14 protein-coding genes, 1 pseudogene and 2 riboswitches are annotated in these 17202 nt (G+C 60.8%); of the genes and pseudogenes, 7 read left to right on the top strand and 8 right to left on the bottom strand.

What is annotated here, in order from left to right:
• Positions 1-10: 10 nt before the first annotated feature.
• From OGI63_RS05185 to OGI63_RS05160, 6 genes and pseudogenes are all read right to left on the bottom strand, one after another.
• Entirely contained in the window at positions 11-2566 is a 2556-nt protein-coding gene (locus OGI63_RS05185) for an ATP-binding cassette domain-containing protein (RefSeq protein WP_004218096.1), read from the bottom strand.
• A 40-nt stretch (positions 2567-2606) separates the two neighbouring features.
• Positions 2607-3227 (bottom strand): ECF transporter S component, encoded by a 621-nt coding sequence (locus OGI63_RS05180; protein WP_004218097.1) that lies wholly within the window; start codon positions 3225-3227, stop codon positions 2607-2609.
• Between the two features lie 37 nt (positions 3228-3264).
• Positions 3265-3374: riboswitch (TPP riboswitch) on the bottom strand.
• Positions 3375-3462: 88 nt separating this feature from the next.
• On the bottom strand, positions 3463-3606 hold the full coding sequence (locus OGI63_RS05175) for a hypothetical protein (protein ID WP_004218098.1): 144 nt from the start codon (positions 3604-3606) through the stop codon (positions 3463-3465).
• 35 nt (positions 3607-3641) lie between these two features.
• Entirely contained in the window at positions 3642-4886 is a 1245-nt protein-coding gene (locus OGI63_RS05170; RefSeq protein WP_014710562.1) for an ATP-binding cassette domain-containing protein, read from the bottom strand.
• Positions 4887-5031: 145 nt separating this feature from the next.
• A pseudogene (locus tag OGI63_RS05165) lies at positions 5032-5172 on the bottom strand (ATP-binding cassette domain-containing protein); the annotation flags it as partial.
• 116 nt (positions 5173-5288) lie between these two features.
• Positions 5289-6134, bottom strand: a complete 846-nt coding sequence (locus OGI63_RS05160) for a peptidoglycan-binding domain-containing protein (RefSeq protein WP_004218101.1) — start codon at positions 6132-6134, stop codon at positions 5289-5291.
• Between the two features lie 752 nt (positions 6135-6886).
• Between OGI63_RS05160 and OGI63_RS05155 the strand changes: the two genes are divergently transcribed.
• Positions 6887-7327, top strand: coding sequence for a hypothetical protein (locus OGI63_RS05155; RefSeq protein WP_004218103.1), 441 nt, complete (start codon positions 6887-6889; stop codon positions 7325-7327).
• 18 nt (positions 7328-7345) lie between these two features.
• Here the strand turns inward: OGI63_RS05155 and OGI63_RS05150 are convergent, their stop codons facing one another.
• Positions 7346-8503 (bottom strand): sensor histidine kinase, encoded by a 1158-nt coding sequence (locus OGI63_RS05150; protein WP_004218104.1) that lies wholly within the window; start codon positions 8501-8503, stop codon positions 7346-7348.
• Positions 8504-8705: 202 nt separating this feature from the next.
• Entirely contained in the window at positions 8706-10073 is a 1368-nt protein-coding gene (locus OGI63_RS05145; RefSeq protein WP_004218106.1) for a dipeptidase, read from the bottom strand.
• A gap of 110 nt (positions 10074-10183) precedes the next feature.
• Between OGI63_RS05145 and OGI63_RS05140 the strand changes: the two genes are divergently transcribed.
• The 6 genes from OGI63_RS05140 (at position 10184) to OGI63_RS05115 (ending at position 17190) form a co-directional block, all read left to right on the top strand.
• On the top strand, positions 10184-10792 hold the full coding sequence (locus OGI63_RS05140) for a DUF3043 domain-containing protein (RefSeq protein ID WP_004218107.1): 609 nt from the start codon (positions 10184-10186) through the stop codon (positions 10790-10792).
• A gap of 220 nt (positions 10793-11012) precedes the next feature.
• Positions 11013-12494 (top strand): dihydrolipoyl dehydrogenase family protein, encoded by a 1482-nt coding sequence (locus OGI63_RS05135; protein WP_004218108.1) that lies wholly within the window; start codon positions 11013-11015, stop codon positions 12492-12494.
• Between the two features lie 98 nt (positions 12495-12592).
• Positions 12593-13381, top strand: a complete 789-nt coding sequence (locus tag OGI63_RS05130) for a DUF4191 domain-containing protein (RefSeq protein WP_014483157.1) — start codon at positions 12593-12595, stop codon at positions 13379-13381.
• Positions 13382-13664: 283 nt separating this feature from the next.
• Complete coding sequence (gene glnA / locus OGI63_RS05125) at positions 13665-15101, top strand: type I glutamate--ammonia ligase (protein ID WP_004218110.1); 1437 nt, start codon at positions 13665-13667, stop codon at positions 15099-15101.
• A gap of 104 nt (positions 15102-15205) precedes the next feature.
• Positions 15206-15313: riboswitch (TPP riboswitch) on the top strand.
• 25 nt (positions 15314-15338) lie between these two features.
• On the top strand, positions 15339-15947 hold the full coding sequence (locus OGI63_RS05120; protein WP_004218111.1) for an ECF transporter S component: 609 nt from the start codon (positions 15339-15341) through the stop codon (positions 15945-15947).
• 130 nt (positions 15948-16077) lie between these two features.
• Positions 16078-17190, top strand: coding sequence for an Mrp/NBP35 family ATP-binding protein (locus OGI63_RS05115; RefSeq protein WP_004218112.1), 1113 nt, complete (start codon positions 16078-16080; stop codon positions 17188-17190).
• Positions 17191-17202 lie beyond the last annotated feature (12 nt).

The following is a 17202-nucleotide window of genomic DNA, read 5'->3' as shown; positions in this document are numbered from 1 at the left end:
TAGCAGTGCGTCAATTCCCCATGAAGCTGAAGGTGCCGGCGAATGCCGCACTTGCTAATGCAATGACTGGGATGAGCAGGCATCCGGCAAGGAACCAATAGTCGCGGGCATGCACATGGCTCATGCGCGCATGGCTTCGTGGTGCGGTGCCGCCGAACCCGCGCGCCTGCATCGCAACCGCCAGGGTGGTGGAACGGCGAATCGAGAGCACAAGCAATGCGAAGGATTGCGGGAAGAACGATGCCACCGCACTGTCGTCGCCGAGACCTCGCGAACGGCGGGAGGCGGTGAGCGCGGTCCAGTCGTCCTGCAGCACCGAGAACAGTCTCATGCCCGCCAAACCGCCATATACGAAACGGTCCGGCAGATGCAGGATCTGGCTGAAGCCATCCGCCAGATCGGTCGCATCGATGCCGAGCACCGCGATGATGGCCGGAATACCTATCGCGAGAATGCGCAGCGCAGTGGCCAACGCAAGCTCGGCGGATCGGTCGGTGATGTTCACCCACCCCCATTGCCACCAGGTGTCGCCGCCGGACTTGCCATACAGCAGCACGGCAAGGGCCGAGCCGGGCGCACCGATGAAGATGGGCCAGGTGGAACGCACGATGCGCCACGGCGTGAAGCCGATGGCCATGAGCACCACGAACTCCAAGCCGAGCGCCACGCTTGCCGAAACCCAGTCCAGACTGGCCAGCAACGGCAGCGAGGCGAGGAATGCTCCAAACAGGCGGTATACGGGATTGATTGAGGCAAGGAACCGCGAACGGCTCGCCGGTTTGGCCTCCTCCACACGCTCGTTCACTTGGCTGACCGGCACAAGTGTGGTATCCACCGCATCCTGGGGCGATGCCAGACGAGCGGCGATGGTCGCAGCAACGTCGTCGCCAAGGCCCTGCGGATTGCGGGTCGGCACGAGCTCCACCACCCGTGCGCCCAATGCGGTGACGAGCTCACGGTCGTGGGTGACGACGACGATGCTCACGCCGTCGGAACGCAAATCGTGGATCAGCCGCACAATCTGCATCCAGGTACGTCTGTCCTGTCCGAAGGTCGGTTCGTCGAACAGCAGCACCTTCGGTGCGGAGGCGAGTGCGGAGGCGACGGTGAGTCTGCGTTTCTCGCCACCGGACAACGTGTACGGGTTGACGTGCGCGTATTGGTCGAGATGGAATCTCCTGAGCAGGTCCATGCCCCGTGCGCGCGCCTGCTCCTCAGCCATTCCCGTGCGCAGTGGGCCGAGCATGACCTCGTCGAGCACGCTCGAACAGGCGAATTGGTGCTCGGGGTTCTGGAACACGTAGGATATGCGCGAGGCAAGCTGACGTGACGTCCAGTCGATGGGCCACACCTTGTCGAGTTCGCCTGCGAGCCCGTCATGGGCGATGACCTCACCCTCCACCGGTTTGAGCAATCCCGCCAGCGTGAGCGACAACGTGGATTTCCCTGCCCCATTCGCCCCCACGAGTGCGGTGATCTGACCTGGGTGGAAGTCCAGGTTAATGTGTTCGGCGATGGCGTTGCCGTCACGTCCGATGCCGAGCTCCTTCGTGGAGAGCAGCACTTCGGGCAGACCTGTCTGTGGAGCATATTCGGGCTCATCCACCGTGTGGATGCGCGTGATCTCGTCCTCTGCTGTACGATACCGCTCCGGCACCCAGATTCCGAGTTCGTTGAAGTCGATGTCGGTGTTGTGGAACACCTCGTCAGGTGTGCCATCCGCCACGACCACGGTGTTTCGGAAGTTCGTGCGGGCGATCTCGCTCTCCTCGCCGCTGTTGCCGACCTGCCGGGTGTCGTCGGTGCGCTCGAGACCGAGCACCACCACACGGTCGATCATGTCGATCCACCGGTCGGCGCGGTGCTCCACAAGCACCATCGTCGCATGCGTCTGCCGGAGCACGTCATCCACCGCGCCGACCACCTGCACCACGCCATCGGGATCGAGATTGGCTGTTGGTTCGTCGAGCAGCAGCACCTCCGGGCGCATGGCGAGTGCACCGGCGAGGGCGAGCCTTTGCATTTGGCCGCCCGACAGGTGCATGACCGAACGGTCGAGCTGTACACCGGCCAGACCAACGGCATTGAGGGCCTCATCTACACGTTGCCATGCGAGATCACGCGGCACGTTGAGATTCTCCGGCCCGAACACCACGTTATCCCCCAGTCGTTGGAAGATCGCCTGTGCATCCGGATCCTGCAGCACCAGCCCGACCTTGCCGCGCGCGGCATGCACCTCGATGCCACCAACTCGGATGGCCCCCTCGGTGATGCCGCCGTCGGCGTCCTCCACTGCAACCGGAGGCTCTCCCTCCGCCGCATTGTTCACTCGGGATGCGTCGGTCTGCCCGGTCTCGTCACCGAGCAGACCGGCAGCCCCCTCGAGAATGGTGGATTTGCCTATGCCGGAAGCTCCAAGGAGCAGCACATGCTCACCGGCATGAATCTTGAGATCCAGGCCGCGCACCGCGAAATGCTTGCGCGAGGCATGACGGTAGCCCCAATGGTCGAATTGCAGGGCGATGCCCGTCGTGGGTTCCACGCAGGCGGATTTCACAGTGGTCATAACGTGCTTTCCGGTATTCCTCAGAGTTGTGGTGCTGAGCTCAATGCTTGGCGCCGCGCACGGCACGGCCCGATGCGAACTGGTCGAGCGCTCCGGTTCTGGCGATGCCAAGATACAGGTACCACATGACCACGCCGGCGACGAGCGCGCCGGAAAGCACGGTGGTGATCAAATACACGACGCCGTAGGAGCCGCCCAGATCGATGGCCTGCAGGTGGGTGAAGAACGAATACCCCCAGCAACCCACGCCGCTCAACGCGCCGGAGAGCACGGTGACGCCGAGGTTCCATTTTTTGTAGGCGAAGACGGCGAACGCAATCTCAGCGAACAGACCCTGAACCAATGCGATGAGGAAGGTTTCGACACCTCCCCACATGTTGCCCATGAGTGCCTCGAGCACGCCGGCGACGATCTCCGCATAGAGCGCGGCGCCCGGCTTGCGCACGATGATTGCGGCGAGCGGTCCGGCGAACAGCCACAGACCGTTGAAAATACCGGCGAGCCCGGGCACCACGCCTTCGAGCAGCGACCACGGTGCCGCTGTGGCGAATGCCACGAACCAATAGATGAGCGCGGAAGCCACGCCGATGACCGAGGCGACAGCGATATCGACCACACGCCATTTGAGGACCGGTTTCGCTTCGATGACAGAAGCTGACATGATGTGTGCCTTTCTCAATTCCCTATTTGAATACAGGCACGGGTGTAGAGCGACGTCCGTGCGCCGGCATTGCCCGGATTCACGTTCAATCGGTCGAGGTTACCCTCTCTCAGCCGGTGCTTTGCACCAGCTCCCGTGTCGATGCCGAGTCTAATGCACACCGCTGACCGACGCCGCACGTTCCCTCACAATGTGGGCGCACAGCCTGGGTGCGATGCGACTACCGTCATCTCATTCAGCGTCGCTTGAACAAGAGGAACAATTGCGATTGGCGCGCCGTCATCTCCATGGCGATGGCGCCGACGAACGTTCCGGAGCACATGGCCAATGGCGCCCGGCAGGAGGCGAGCATCACCGACGCAACGTCACCAATGGCCATGCGCGCACAATACGCACAAATCAACGCGCATGCGCTCAATGCTCCCAATCCGGCCCAGACGAGCACCTCCGTGCAGATGCCGAGCAGCAGCGCCGGCTTCGACTCCCCGAATGCAGCGCGGCGGCGTATTCCAGTCGCCGTACACGCACCGCAAGCACACCGATGACCACGCCGATGAGTATGGACAGGTAGGGAATCCAATGTGTCACACGCCCCATATACGTGGCATATGGGTCGTAATGCGAGTCAAATCCCTTGTCGAGGGAGGTCACGCCAGCCTGCCCCGACCCCTCGCCTACCCCCAGCGTGGAATACAGCAGGTTGCTCGCCGCCCCAGACCGAGGCCATTGCCTCACCCAGCATTCGTTGTACGTACCCTGAGATGCCGCACGGGGCACCAAGAACGTATAGGCAAACCGTGTATCACGCCCATCATTGGGCCATGAATAGATCCCAGCAACCATCGCCTCGCCATGGCTCGTACTCAGCGTCGAACCGATTGTCAATCCAAAATCGCGCGCCACTTCCGTGGGCACCCATATGCCCGACATGTCGATTGAGTCAGTGGTGGTTCCATTCGAGGCGACCAGCGACAACATGCCTGGCGTGACCTCATACGATTGCAATGCGTTGTTCGGTGTCGACAATGCAGTGATCTCGCCGCCGGCACGCATGGCGCCAGCCTGCGTAATTGCACCGTCGGTGGTTCGCGTCAATCGGTCGCAGGCGCTGCCGTCGACAGTTCCGCCGATCACCGAATCCACATCGGCCACGGCACGCACCCGCGTCAGCGACTCACACTCCATGGCCACCACAGTGTAGGCCTCATAGCCGCCCAGCAGCACCCCGCCCAGCAGCACTACGAGGAACAGCGCGAGGGCATGCGCCGTACCGCTGCCGATGTTGCGTATCGCCTCCGAGAATATTGACCTGAGCCCCATGCCGACTCTCCCTCGTCCTCCGCGGGCGCATAGCAAGCCAGATCTATTACGCGCGCAGGCGTCCCTCGTGTCGGGGTCATGCGTCGCCACCAGCACGATCATGCCCTGGTTCGCGAGGTTGCCAAGCACATGGCTCACCGAATGCGCGGTCCTCGTGTCGAGCTGAGCTGTGGGCTCGTCCACGAGCAGCATGTCGGGTCTCGAGCATACGGCCCGCGCCAGCATGAGACGCTGTGCCTCGCCGCCCGACAATTCGCTGAACCGACGGTCTGCCGCATAATCCAAATCGAACAACCTCATGGCTTCCAATGCCTGCGGTTGTGTCTGCCGCCGGTCCATGCCCTTTGGCGAGCAGCGGGAACACCACGTGATCGAGCGCGGTGCGTTGCGCCACACCCACCGGGTTCTGGAACACCCAGCCGGTTCTTGCGATGCCCTCGCGTTCCACGCTGCCTGCATATGGTTTCTCCCAGCCCGCCAGAATCGACAGCAACGTGGACTTCCCACAACCGGACGGCCCGCAGATTGCGGCTGTCGTTCCCGGTTCCACACTGAAATCAAGATGCTCGAACAATAGATCGGTGCCTGGAAATCTATGACCCAGATCATGCACCACCAGTCTCATCACATTCACCTCCCCACGTTCACGAGCAGCGCAGGGTACCCAGGCGCGGTCCAATCAGCACGCGATCGACGCCCTCTCCTCCACCACTCGACGGCTGCACCAGCGACGCACCGAGTTCACTGGTGATGATGCGCACCGGTACGACATGGGGATTGTCGAACGTGCCGGTGGCGATGCATGCCGAGGTCCCATTGATGCCGAACACCGAACCGACCGGCACGCGTAGGGTCTGGATCGCCTTGTTGAGCGTGAGCTGGGTCCATGCCGGCGGCGCGTTCCTCAGCGCTCTTGCCTTGGTAACCTTCGGTGGCTGCAATCCGCTGCAGCAGTTCGCCGTCCGTGATGTCGGTGGTACCGGGCGCCAACGGGGCAGCCACGCCGAATACCGTGAGCGGGCGCCCTTCATCGGAAGGTTTGCCACCGCGGATCGCCAGTCTCACTAGCCCTCCCGGCACGGTGCCCAACGGCGCTCCCGCCTGCACCGCGCTGCCCCGAGTGGCGCTCCACCCCTGCACCTTCACCGAATCCGGGGGAATCCACATCGTGTCCGACAGCCGCAGGTTCATGTCGTCTTCGCCAGCGCCATCCGAATTTCCGGCGTCCACCATGAGCTGGCGCCAGCCATTGCCGGTGTTCCGGTTGTATTCACCGGATTGCGGCACGCTGTCGTATCCGAGCCGTGACAGTTCGTCGTTGAGCGAGCGCACATCCTCGCCGCGGTCGCCCACCTTGAGGTCGCGGTAGAGCGGTGTTGCGGTGTGCAGAGCGACTACCGTGCGGTCGTTCACCTGATAGGCGCGAGACCCGGAGCGCAGCTCGCCGGCCATCCAGTTCTCGGTCACGGTTCCGGTGGCATTACCGGGCAGCTGCCGGTCGGCCGCGATGGTGGGCACCACATTCACCTGTTGCGTGCCGGAATACTCCTGCGAGCTTGCAGGCGCCGATTCGACGGTATGAGGCATACCGAGCATCGTGGGAGCCCGATCGGGCAGCCAGAGCGCGCATGCCCCCTGTCGTGAGCGCGGCCGCGGTGATGGCGGCGAGCAGCACCCATACCACTGCGGTACTGCGACCGCGGGTCTGTTCGCGGCGTGGCCTTGTCCCCTTCTGCTTCATGTTTCCTCACATCCTCGTCGATATGGCCTGATTTCAGCCTTACATGGTTTGTCTCCGTTTCGCAACCTGTCTACACGTTTTGTTGATGTGGTTTCGAATGCGGCGCACCACTATCCTCCTAAGACGCGCCACGGCGTTTCTCAACAAAACACGCAGATTGTGGCACGCATATCGGGTGCTTCATGGTGGAGAGACTTAGGATGGGCATTTGCTTGTTCTGACACGTATCAAAGCGTTGCGATAGACATCTTTACCACCTTGGGAAGCCGAACATCGGCCATAGTTGATGCATCGTGTTTGGCTTTCCGTTCTGCAAAGGGGCATGAATGAAGAGAACACGCAGCATACCATCTTTGATCGCCGTCATCGCATGTGTCCTGAGCATATCAGCCTGCTCGGGGAATGTCTCCAAGACCGACGACAGCATGGCGGGGGCCGACACGGGCAAGTTCGCAAGTAGTACAACAGATTTTATCGACTCAATGTTGAACAATAGACAGTATGGCGAATCTCAGAAGAAAGTGCTGCGCACCGCGTTGCAACATGATGGGAAGATCCCGTATGCGGCATACAGCACGGCGTGGGAATCCTATAGGCAATGCCTAATGGAGCGGGGTACACCAAGCCGCCGCAGAACCAGAGCAACGGAGTATATTTCGCACCCATCTGCGTTTCCTCCGAAGGCCTGTCTGACGCGCAGAGCCGGAAATTGGACGAGGACATAGACGAATGCAAGGATCTGCATGTTTCTGCCATAGACCTGGGGCATCAAACCCAGCTGGGCAATCCCGAATTCTACGGAGATCCGGAGGTGGCGCTGATCGATTGCCTCCACCGCGGGAATCTGATGCCCAAGGATTACACGATCAACAAGTATTGGCTGCAATTCGAGGCGTATATGAACGGCACCAAGGCAGGTAGCGTGCCTGACGATTGGTTCAGCTTCGATTTGAATGACAGCGCCATGCTCACCTGCCTTGCATCGGACAAATCCCCGCTGCTGCAGACCAGATTGGAGGCTTGGAAGCCATTCGGGTGACTCTCAAACTTCCCTCCCTTACTGCAACGGGATCTCGACGGTGCCGCTCCATCCACCATCGTCGGCATCATGCGAGAAGTCGCCGCCCATCGAGGTGATGAGCGATTGCAGCGAGCGCAAACCGTTGCCACCGCCGGCCACCGACTGCTCGCCGATACCATTGGCGTAGCGGATGCATACGTGCGATGAAGACAGCGAGATCGAGACGTGGTATGGGCGTGCGGTCTCGGCATGCTTGAGCATGTTCGTATAGAGCTCATGACAGATGAGGCTCAACAGGCCGCAAAGTTCCGACGAATGCATGTTTGCATCCTGTGCCGATTCCAACACGGTCTCGCCGGAGAATCCATGGTCATGCAGCAGCCTGTCACCTGCGGCGGCCTCCCGCCGCAACAGCGCCACCACATTCTCCGGCTCGTCGCCATTCTTTTTGAAGTCGCCGTCGCCGCGCAGTTGGGTGATGATGCCGCGAAGGTCCGCGAGTGCGTTCTGCGTGTAATCGGACACACGCCGCCAGCGTTCCTCGTCGGGCACGCTCTTGTCGACGGCGTGCAGCTGCGTCTCCATCGAGATGAGCGCCAACTCCTGAGACAATGCGTCGTGCAGATATGCGGCCAGATACTGGTTTGCCTCGAGTTGCCTGAGGCGGCTTTCGACCATCACGCTCTCACGCATGCGCTCCATCCGTCGCTGCTCCCATGCCATGTATCGGCCGATCGTCGACGCCACGGCATAGATCATGCAGAACGCCAGGCACCCGTAGCCGGTGAACGATCCTGGTCGAATCATCGTTTCTAGGCAGGTGTACGACATCATCAGCAGGCATAGTGCCGCGGCGATGCGATTGGACGTCTTGTAGCAGATCAGTATCACGGCCAGGAACATGAAGTACGATGTGAACTGCGCATACCCCGAAATGGCGTATTCGCCTACGCCATTGAGCAGAAGCAGTGCGACCGAACACCAGACCGGTGACCAGTAGCAGCTGATGGCGAGCGCCTGCGCAAGCATAAGTACACTGATGAACCACCATTGTTTTGGTGGTGTGAACAACCAGACATCGCATTCGAAGACCAAGGAGAATGCCGCGATGATGAATGCGAGGAATGGGTGGGCGATGTTCTTCAGGCGTTTCTGCATGGTGCAACCAGATGCATCAGCACCAACCCAACGCATGCATCCAAGCAGGGCACTCCCTTGTGGCCATTGCGGCCATTGTGGTCGTTGTGGTCGCTAGGAGAACATTGACCCGGGAAGACCAGACCATGTCGGCGCACACCGGTGACCCGACCTGCGTCGAGGCTGCGAACAACACCGAAACCACCGCTGATACAACCGACATGGCGTCTCCTCTCATTTGCCGCTACAGGGCATGGACTTATGCTCTGCCCAGTTTATCAAGGAGCAGCGCCTCGGCAACGACGTCCTTCCTCAACCCTGACACGCTCACGGATTCGTTGGGGCTGTGCGCGTTCGAAATCGGGTCCTCCGGGCCGGTGACCAACACCTGCGCGTCGGGGAAAATCTTCTGCAGTTCGGGAATGAACGGGATGGAGCCACCCTCCCCCTTGTTCACCGGGTCGATGCCGAAAGCCTCCTTGAGCGATGTGAGCGCGTCCTGCGTGGCCTCGCAGTCTGGGTTCATGGCCCAGCCCATACCGGCTTCCAACGGTTCGACGTGCACCTCGGCGCCGAAGGGCGCGTTCTTCTCGAAGAAGTCCACCATCGCGTCCATGGCCACGTGCGGGTCCTGTTGCGGCGCCACGCGCAGGCTCACCCGGAATGTGGTTTCGGGGCTGATCACATTGAATGAGTCCTTGACGGGGTGGGCGTCGAAGCCGATCACCGTGGCGCTCGGCTTCGTCCACAACCGTGACGCCAGCGAACCGGTGCCCACCAACGTGAACGAGTCGACCACGCCGGCGGCCGCACGCATGTCGGCCTCATCCAGATCGCGCTGCAGGCCGCCGATCGGCTCGCCCTCCATAAGCCCCGGGATTGCCAGTTCGCCCTTCTCGTCATACATCTTCGCGATGAGCATCGAGGCCAGTGTGTTCGCGTCGAGCACCGGGCCTCCGTACTGTCCCGAATGCACCGGATGCCCGAGCACCTTTACATGCACGTCGCAGGTGGCGTTGCCACGCAAGCTCGTGGTGAGCGACGGCACATCCGGCGCCCAGTTGCCAGAATCGGCGACGATGATCACATCTGAGTCGAATTCGTCGTGATGTGCTTCGATGAACGGGATGAAACTCGCCGAACCCATCTCCTCCTCACCTTCGATGAACACCTTGATGTTCACGCCAAGCTGGTCGCCCAGAGCCCTGAGCGCCCCGTAGTGGATCGCGATGCCACCAGCGTCATCGCAGGCGCCGCGGCCATAAAGCCTGTCACCCTTCAATGTGGCCTCAAAGGGTGCGGTATCCCATTCCTTCTCGTCGGGCACAGGCTGCACGTCATGGTGGGCGTACAACAGCACGGTCGGGGCGTTCGGATTGACTTCCAGAGAGCCGATCACCTCCCATGCGCTCGGATTGCCGTCCTTGTCACGCGCCTGCACAGCCTTGGCGTCCACGCCCACCTCGCGAAGCTTGTTCGCCACATATTCCGCCGATTTGCGCATATGCTCCCCATTGATGCCATGCGCGGAGATGGGACGCAATGCGATGCGGTCCTCCACCACGCCCAGAATCTGCGGCCAATCGGCGTCCACGCGTGCGCGAATCTGATCTGCTGTCAAAATCATGTCCGTCCTTTCCGAGGATTCCAAATTGTGTGAAATCCGGTTCCGCAACGCCATTGTAATCGGCTTTCCCCACGATTTCGCGTCGAGAGTTGCCCGTACCCTAGCAGATTATGGCTTTGTTCAAGAAGAAAGAGACGGAAAGCAAGCAGGACGTGGCTCAGGCCCCTGCGGAGCCGACCGTGGGCAAGGGACGCCCCACCCCCAAGCGCAAGGATGCCGAGGCAAGGAATCTGCGCCCATTGGTTCCCGAGAACACCAAGGAGCAGCGCAAGCTCGCCAAGCAGAAGCTGCGCGAGCGTGAAAACCGCGAGTACGAGGCGATGCGCACCGGCGACCTCAACAACATGCCGAAGGCCGAACGCCTGCCATGGCGCATATACACCCGCGACTACATCGATGCGCGTTTCAACATCGGCGAATACTTCATTCCCGTCGCATTGGTCATGCTCGTCGCCTCGGTCATCTTCACCGTGATCTTCCCGTCACCGCTCGTGTCGATTATCATCATGACATTGCTATACCTGTACCTGTTCGCCATCGTCATCGACGAGGTGGTGATGTGGCGCAAGCTCAAGAAACTGCTCATCGCCAAGTACGGCGAGCAGTCGGTGGCACGCGGCATGCGCACCGGATCCTATGCGTGGAGCCGTTCCATCCAGTTCCGCCGCTGGCGCCTGCCCAAACCACGCTATGCCAAGCGCGGGCATTTCCCGGAGTAGTCGCACCCTATCCGAGACATACAAGGAGGGGAACGCAATGCGTTCCCCTCCTTCATTACGACCAGCCTTGCACATGCCCACGGAAAGTGTTTTCCAAAGAGATCCCCCGAAGCACCTGTTGCACTCTTGTGGCATGCGGGCTGGGCGAGTAATCTGTATGCAGCGTGCATGACGGCCAATGTCGCCGTGCATGGGAACAAACGAAACAGGAACGAAGCGTATGACGAGTGAACATTACGACGTGGTAATTATCGGCGCAGGCCCCGGCGGCTACACAGTGGCGCTGCGCTCGGCGGAACTGGGCAAATCAGTGCTGTTGGTGGAACGCGACGATGTGGTGGGTGGCACATGCCTCAACCGCGGGTGCATTCCGTCGAAGGCACTCATCACGGCAACGCGCACCATTGACACGATACATCGCGGCGAACAGATCGGCATAGACTGCGAGCTGCAGGAAATCGACTTCGGCAAACTGCGTGCGTTCCGCGATGGCACGGTCTCGACGATGCGCGACGGACTGCTCGCGCTGCTCACCTTCCGCGGCGTTCATATGGTGCAGGGCATCGCCTCGGTTGTAGAGGACGGCCATGTCCATGTGAGACCGGCACAGGGCGGGCAAACGATCCGCATCCGCACTGCAGACGGCGATTTCAAGGACGGTGGGCAATCTCTCGACGTCACCGCAGGCGATGTGGTGATCGCCACCGGCTCACGGCCGAAACCGCTTGATGTGGCGCCGTTCAATCATGTGCTCATCGACTCGACGAGAGCACTGGCACTCAACTCCTTCCCACACAGCGCCGTGGTGATTGGTTCGGGGGCCACGGCGCTTGAATTCGCGTCGATGTGGAATTCCGCAGGAGCAGACGTCACGCTCATCATGCGCGGCGACATCGTGCTCTCCCGCTCCGACAGGCGGGCTGCGAAGATACTGATGCGCGAACTGAAGCGACAGGGCATCACGATCGTGACGAACGCTGCCATCACGGCGGTCGACACTGGGGAGAATCTGGGTGTCACCGTGCATTACACGGACGCAGACGGCAACGGGCAGGAGGTATTCGCCGAGTGGGCGCTCGCAGCCATCGGGCGTGTGCCGAATACCGACGGCGCATGGTTCGCGAAGGCATCGATTGAGCTCGATGAGAACGGTTTGGTGAAAACGGATGCCTACGGCCGCACCAGCCGGGAACATGTGTGGGCGTTGGGCGACATCACCCCAGGGCACCAACTGGCACACCGTGCATATCAACAAGGCTATGTGGTGGCCGAAACGATTGCCGGACTCGATCCCTCCCCGGTGGACGAATACACGATCCCAACCGTTGTGTTCTCGAACCCGGAATTCGCCTCCGTCGGCTACACGCTGCGCGAAGCCAAGGCCGACACCGAGCTCGTCGACGTAACCGAAACGCTCATCCCGGTCATGTCGAACGCGCGCATGCTGATGAGCGGGGCATCCGGTTCAGTGTCGGTGGTGAGCGGGAAGAAGTCCGCAGATCAATCGGATGACGTTCATGTGCTCGGCGTGCATATCGTCTCCCCCGACGCCAGCGATCTGATCGCCGAGGCACAGCAGATCATAGGCAACCATGTTCCATTGAGCGCTGCCGCGCGCAACATTCACCCGCACCCGACCTTCAGCGAGATGCTCGGGGAAACGCTGCTCAAAGCCGATGGCCGACCGTTGCACACCCGCTGACCCCTCGCCGGATACGCAACCGTCACATTGGGACAGCGCATGCTGATACAGTAAATACATTGCCCGTATTCGTGTTGAAACAAGCTAGAGAGGGATACATGGCGCAGCAAGAGAAGTCTGAGAAGCCAAAGAAACGCGGAATGTTCGAGCAGATCGTCACGATCTACAAGTTCACGGCAGCCGAGGACAAGGCGCTGCCATGGATCACCGGCGCAGTGTTCGCCGCCCCGATCGTCGTGGGCATCATCTGCGGCATCGTGTTCCATTGGGGTTGGGTCTCGTGGATCACGCTGATGATTCTCGCCGTGATGATTGGATTGCTGCTGTTCACGATCGTGCTCACCCGCCGTGCCGACAATGTCGGGTACAAGCAGATGGAAGGCAAGTCCGGTGCCGCGATCAGCATTCTCGGCAACATGAAGCGCGCCGGATTCGATTTCCCGCAGGAACCGGTGTGGGTCGACCCGCGTACCCGTGACGCAGTGTGGCGCGGCACCGGGTATCAGGGCATCTACCTGATCGGCGAAGGCAATTACGGTCGCGTGATGCAGGCGATGGACCGCCAGGAAAAGCAGATCAAAGGCGTGACTGCGGGTTCGCATATTCCCGTCTACCGCATCTGCGTGGGAGACGGTCCCAAGCAGGTTCGTCTCAAGGATCTGCGCAATACGGTGCTCAAGAAGAAGACGTACGTGCCGAACAACTACACCAATCCAATCATGCGCAAGCTTCATCCGCGCCATCGTTTCGCACTCTCCAAACCGCAGCTCATCACACTGAACGACCGCTTGCATACACTGCAGCGCCGTAGCGGCATGGGCATTCCCAAGGGCATGGACCCGATGAAGACGCACAAGGTGAGCCGTCGCGCGATACGCGGCAGGTGAGCCATTCACATTCGACGATCCCGGCCATCTGGCCGGGATTTCTTTTTGGGCCTTCGGCTCCGTGAGGCATGCGAATCCGAAAACCGGCGAGCCCCGAGAGTGGCACGGATTTGGAATGTGACACGGAACAGCACGTGTCCACTATTTGAAAACCATTGGAAACACAACGTTTTCGAAGTGTTAGTCCACGTATGAAACATGTTGTTAACTCAAATTACGAGTGGGCGAAATGCTAGTCCCTATGCTTGTGGAACGTAAGCAACATCGTGAAAGGAGCGGTCCCGTGACCCCACTCAAAACCAAGGCAGACGCCGAAGCTCTCGTCAATCAGGAAGGCATCGAATATGTTTCCGTGCGCTTCACCGATCTGATTGGCGTTCAGCAGCACTTCACGGTTCCTGCCAGCGAATTCCTCAAGGACGCGTTCGATGAGGGCATGCCCTTCGATGGCTCCTCCATCGAAGGTTTCCAGGCCATCAACGAATCCGATATGAAGCTCGTTCCGGATATCGAGACCGCCTTCGTCGACCCGTTCCGCAAGCACAAGACGCTCGACGTCGCCTTCTCGATTGTCGACCCGCTCACCGACGAGCCTTACTCCCGTGATCCCCGCCAGGTCGCCGCGAAGGCCGAGGCATACCTCAAGTCCACCGGCGTCGCGGACACGGCATCGTTCGCTCCCGAGGCCGAGTTCTTCATCTTCGACAAGGTGCGCTTCGGCAACGACATGCGCGGCTCCTTCTACGAGGTCGACTCCATCGAGGCACCGTGGAATTCCGGACTGGACGTCGAGGAAGACGGCACTCCGAACATCGGCTTCAAGAACCGTGTCAAGCGCGGTTACTTCCCGGTTCCACCGGCCGACCACACCCAGGATCTGCGTGACGACATGGTCGCCAACCTGCAGAAGGTCGGCCTCATCCTCGAACGTGCACACCATGAAGTCGCCGGCGCAGGCCAGCAGGAGATCAACTACCGCTTCAACTCCCTGCAGCATGCAGGCGATGACCTCATGAAGTACAAGTACGTCATCCACGAGACCGCCGCTCTCGCAGGCAAGGCAGCCACCTTCATGCCCAAGCCGATCGCAGGCGACAACGGCACCGGCATGCACTGCCACCAGTCCCTGTGGAAGGACGGCAAGCCGCTGTTCTACGATGAGAAGAACTATGGTGGCCTCTCCGACATGGCCCGTTGGTACATTGGCGGGCTGATCAAGCACTCCTCGTCGGTGCTCGCCTTCACCAACCCGTCGCTGAACTCCTACCACCGTCTGGTTCCGGGCTTCGAGGCGCCGGTTAATCTGGTCTACTCCGCCCGCAACCGTTCCGCCGCGATCCGCATCCCGCTCGCAGGCACCTCGCCTGCCGCCAAGCGCATCGAGTTCCGAGCGCCGGATCCGTCGTGCAACCCGTTCCTCGCCTTCTCCGCACAGCTCATGGCAGGCCTTGATGGCATTCTCAACCACATCGAGCCGCCGGAGCCGGTCGACAAGGATCTCTACGAGCTTCCTCCGGAGGAGCATGCCGGCATCAAGCAGGTGCCGTCCTCGCTCGCCGAGGCCCTCGATGCGCTCGAAGAGGACCATGACTTCCTGACGGCCGGTGACGTGTTCACCGAGGATCTCATCGAGACGTGGATCGACCTGAAGCGCGGCGAGATCGATCAGGCTCGCCTGCAGCCTACTCCGCTTGAGTACGAGCTCTACTTCCACATCTGATTCGCCGAATACTGGCATTTCCAAGGTGGGTGCGCATACGTGCACCCACCTTTTCCGTTATGCGGACGGGCATGCCCTGCAAATTCGGGGCTTGTGCCTATGATCGATGTAGACACGGGGGCTTGCTTGGCAGGCTGAGATGAAGCGAACGCTTCGACCGCATGAACGTGAACCGGATAATGCCGGCGCACGGACGTCGTATTTCCCGTGTCTTTCGATATCTCAGAAAGGCACAATATGATCTACCCATCACAAGCAAGCTCGCGCAAGTGGCGTGTTCTCGACATCACCGTCACCTCGGTGATCGCCGTCGCATCCGGTGTGGTGTTCTGGATGTGGGACTGGGTGTGCATGGCACCACTCACATTATTCGAGAACATCACACCCGGCTTCGAGGGACTGCTCAATGGATTCTGGCTGTTCGCAGGTCCCTTAGCCGCGGTCATCGTGCGCAAGCCGGGTGCCGCACTCTATGCCGAAACGGTTGCGGCGTTCCTCGAGCTCACGCTCGGCAACCAATGGGGCGTGGGAGGCTCCCTCATCGTAGGTCTGATGCAGGGGCTCGGCGCCGAACTGGCTTTCGCGCTCTTCGCATATAAGGTGTGGACCAATCTTGTGGTGCTGCTGTCCGGGGCATTGTCCGGAGCGATGTGCGGCGTCTACTACTGGTTCACGAACCCGGGGTGGGGAATGATGCGGGTCTCCATCTATTTGGGTACCTCGGTGGTGGGCGGTGTGATCGCAGCCGCTGCGTGCATCGCGCTGTCGCGTGCCATCGCCCGCACCGGAGCCTTGGCTCAGTTCGCTCACTGGCGTGTTCGTGACAGTGAGGCGAAGCGTGCCTGATTCGCACGCCATACGGTGGCTCTGCCGCCAATGACCATGTCTGTGCAATCTCTGGCGCGTTGGGAGGTTATGCAATATAGTGGGGCGTTGATCGTGACACCGATTTCTTTGAAGTTGAGAAAGGCATGGCATGACTGATCAGACGCAGATTATCGAAACCGCCGTCATTGAGCGGCTCAGCCACGTGATCGACCCTGAGCTTGGCCGCTCGGTCACCGATCTGGGTATGATCTGCGGCGTCGATGTTCGCCCCACAGGCCTGGATTCCTTCAATGTGCGGGTCAATGTGGAGCTCACCGTGCCTGGCTGCCCGCTGTCTGCCGAGATCAGCAGGCAGATCGAGGCGGCCGTGACCAGTTATGCCGAGGCGCAGCTCACCGCCGAGATCGTCGTCGGCGCGATGGATGAGGAGAAACTCAAGTCGCTGGTGAACGATCTGAAAGCCGCCCGTCGTGAGAACCCGTTCAGCAAACCGGGTACGAAAACGCGCATCTTCGCCATCGCCTCAGGCAAGGGTGGCGTGGGAAAGTCTTCCATCTCCGCCAATCTTGCGGCCACGTTCGCCGCACTCGGCTACGACACCGCGGCCATCGACGCCGATATCTACGGCTTCTCGCTCCCCCGCCTCTTCGGCGTCCACGACCAGCCCACGAATCTGAACGGGATGCTGATGCCGGTGACCGCGTGGGGCGTCAAACTCATGTCGATTGGCATGTTCGCCGGTTCCGACCGTGCCATTCTATGGCGAGGCCCCCGTCTGCAGCGTTCGCTCGAACAGTTTCTGGCCGATGTGTGGTGGGGCGAACCCGATGTGCTGATTCTTGATCTCGCCCCCGGCACCGGCGACATGGCGATTTCGGTGGCGCAGGCATTGCCGAACGCCGAGCTCGTTGTGGTCACGACCCCACAGCCCTCCGCGTCGGACATCGCCGTGCGTTCCGGCCTGGTCGCACTTCAGGTGCCGATGCGGGTGCGTGGCGTGGTGGAGAACATGAGCTATTTCGAGCATGCAGGCGAACGGATCGACATATTCGGCACGGGAGGCGGAGCTCGTGTGAGTTCCCAGTTGACCGATGCGCTGCACTATGAGGTGCCGCTCATGGCGCAATTGCCGCTCGACCCGCGTATCCGTGAGATCGGCGAAAGCGAGGGACGTCCGGCCGTGCTCAATGATGACGGCACGCTCCGCGACGACGACTTCGGTCGTACCTTCGGACATCTGGCCAAGAGTCTTCTGGCATAGCAAACTGGCATG

This window comes from Bifidobacterium sp. KRGSERBCFTRI (assembly GCF_025908335.1).
Note: the sequence above shows the minus strand (reverse complement) of the source record. Positions and strands in the feature narration are given on the sequence as shown.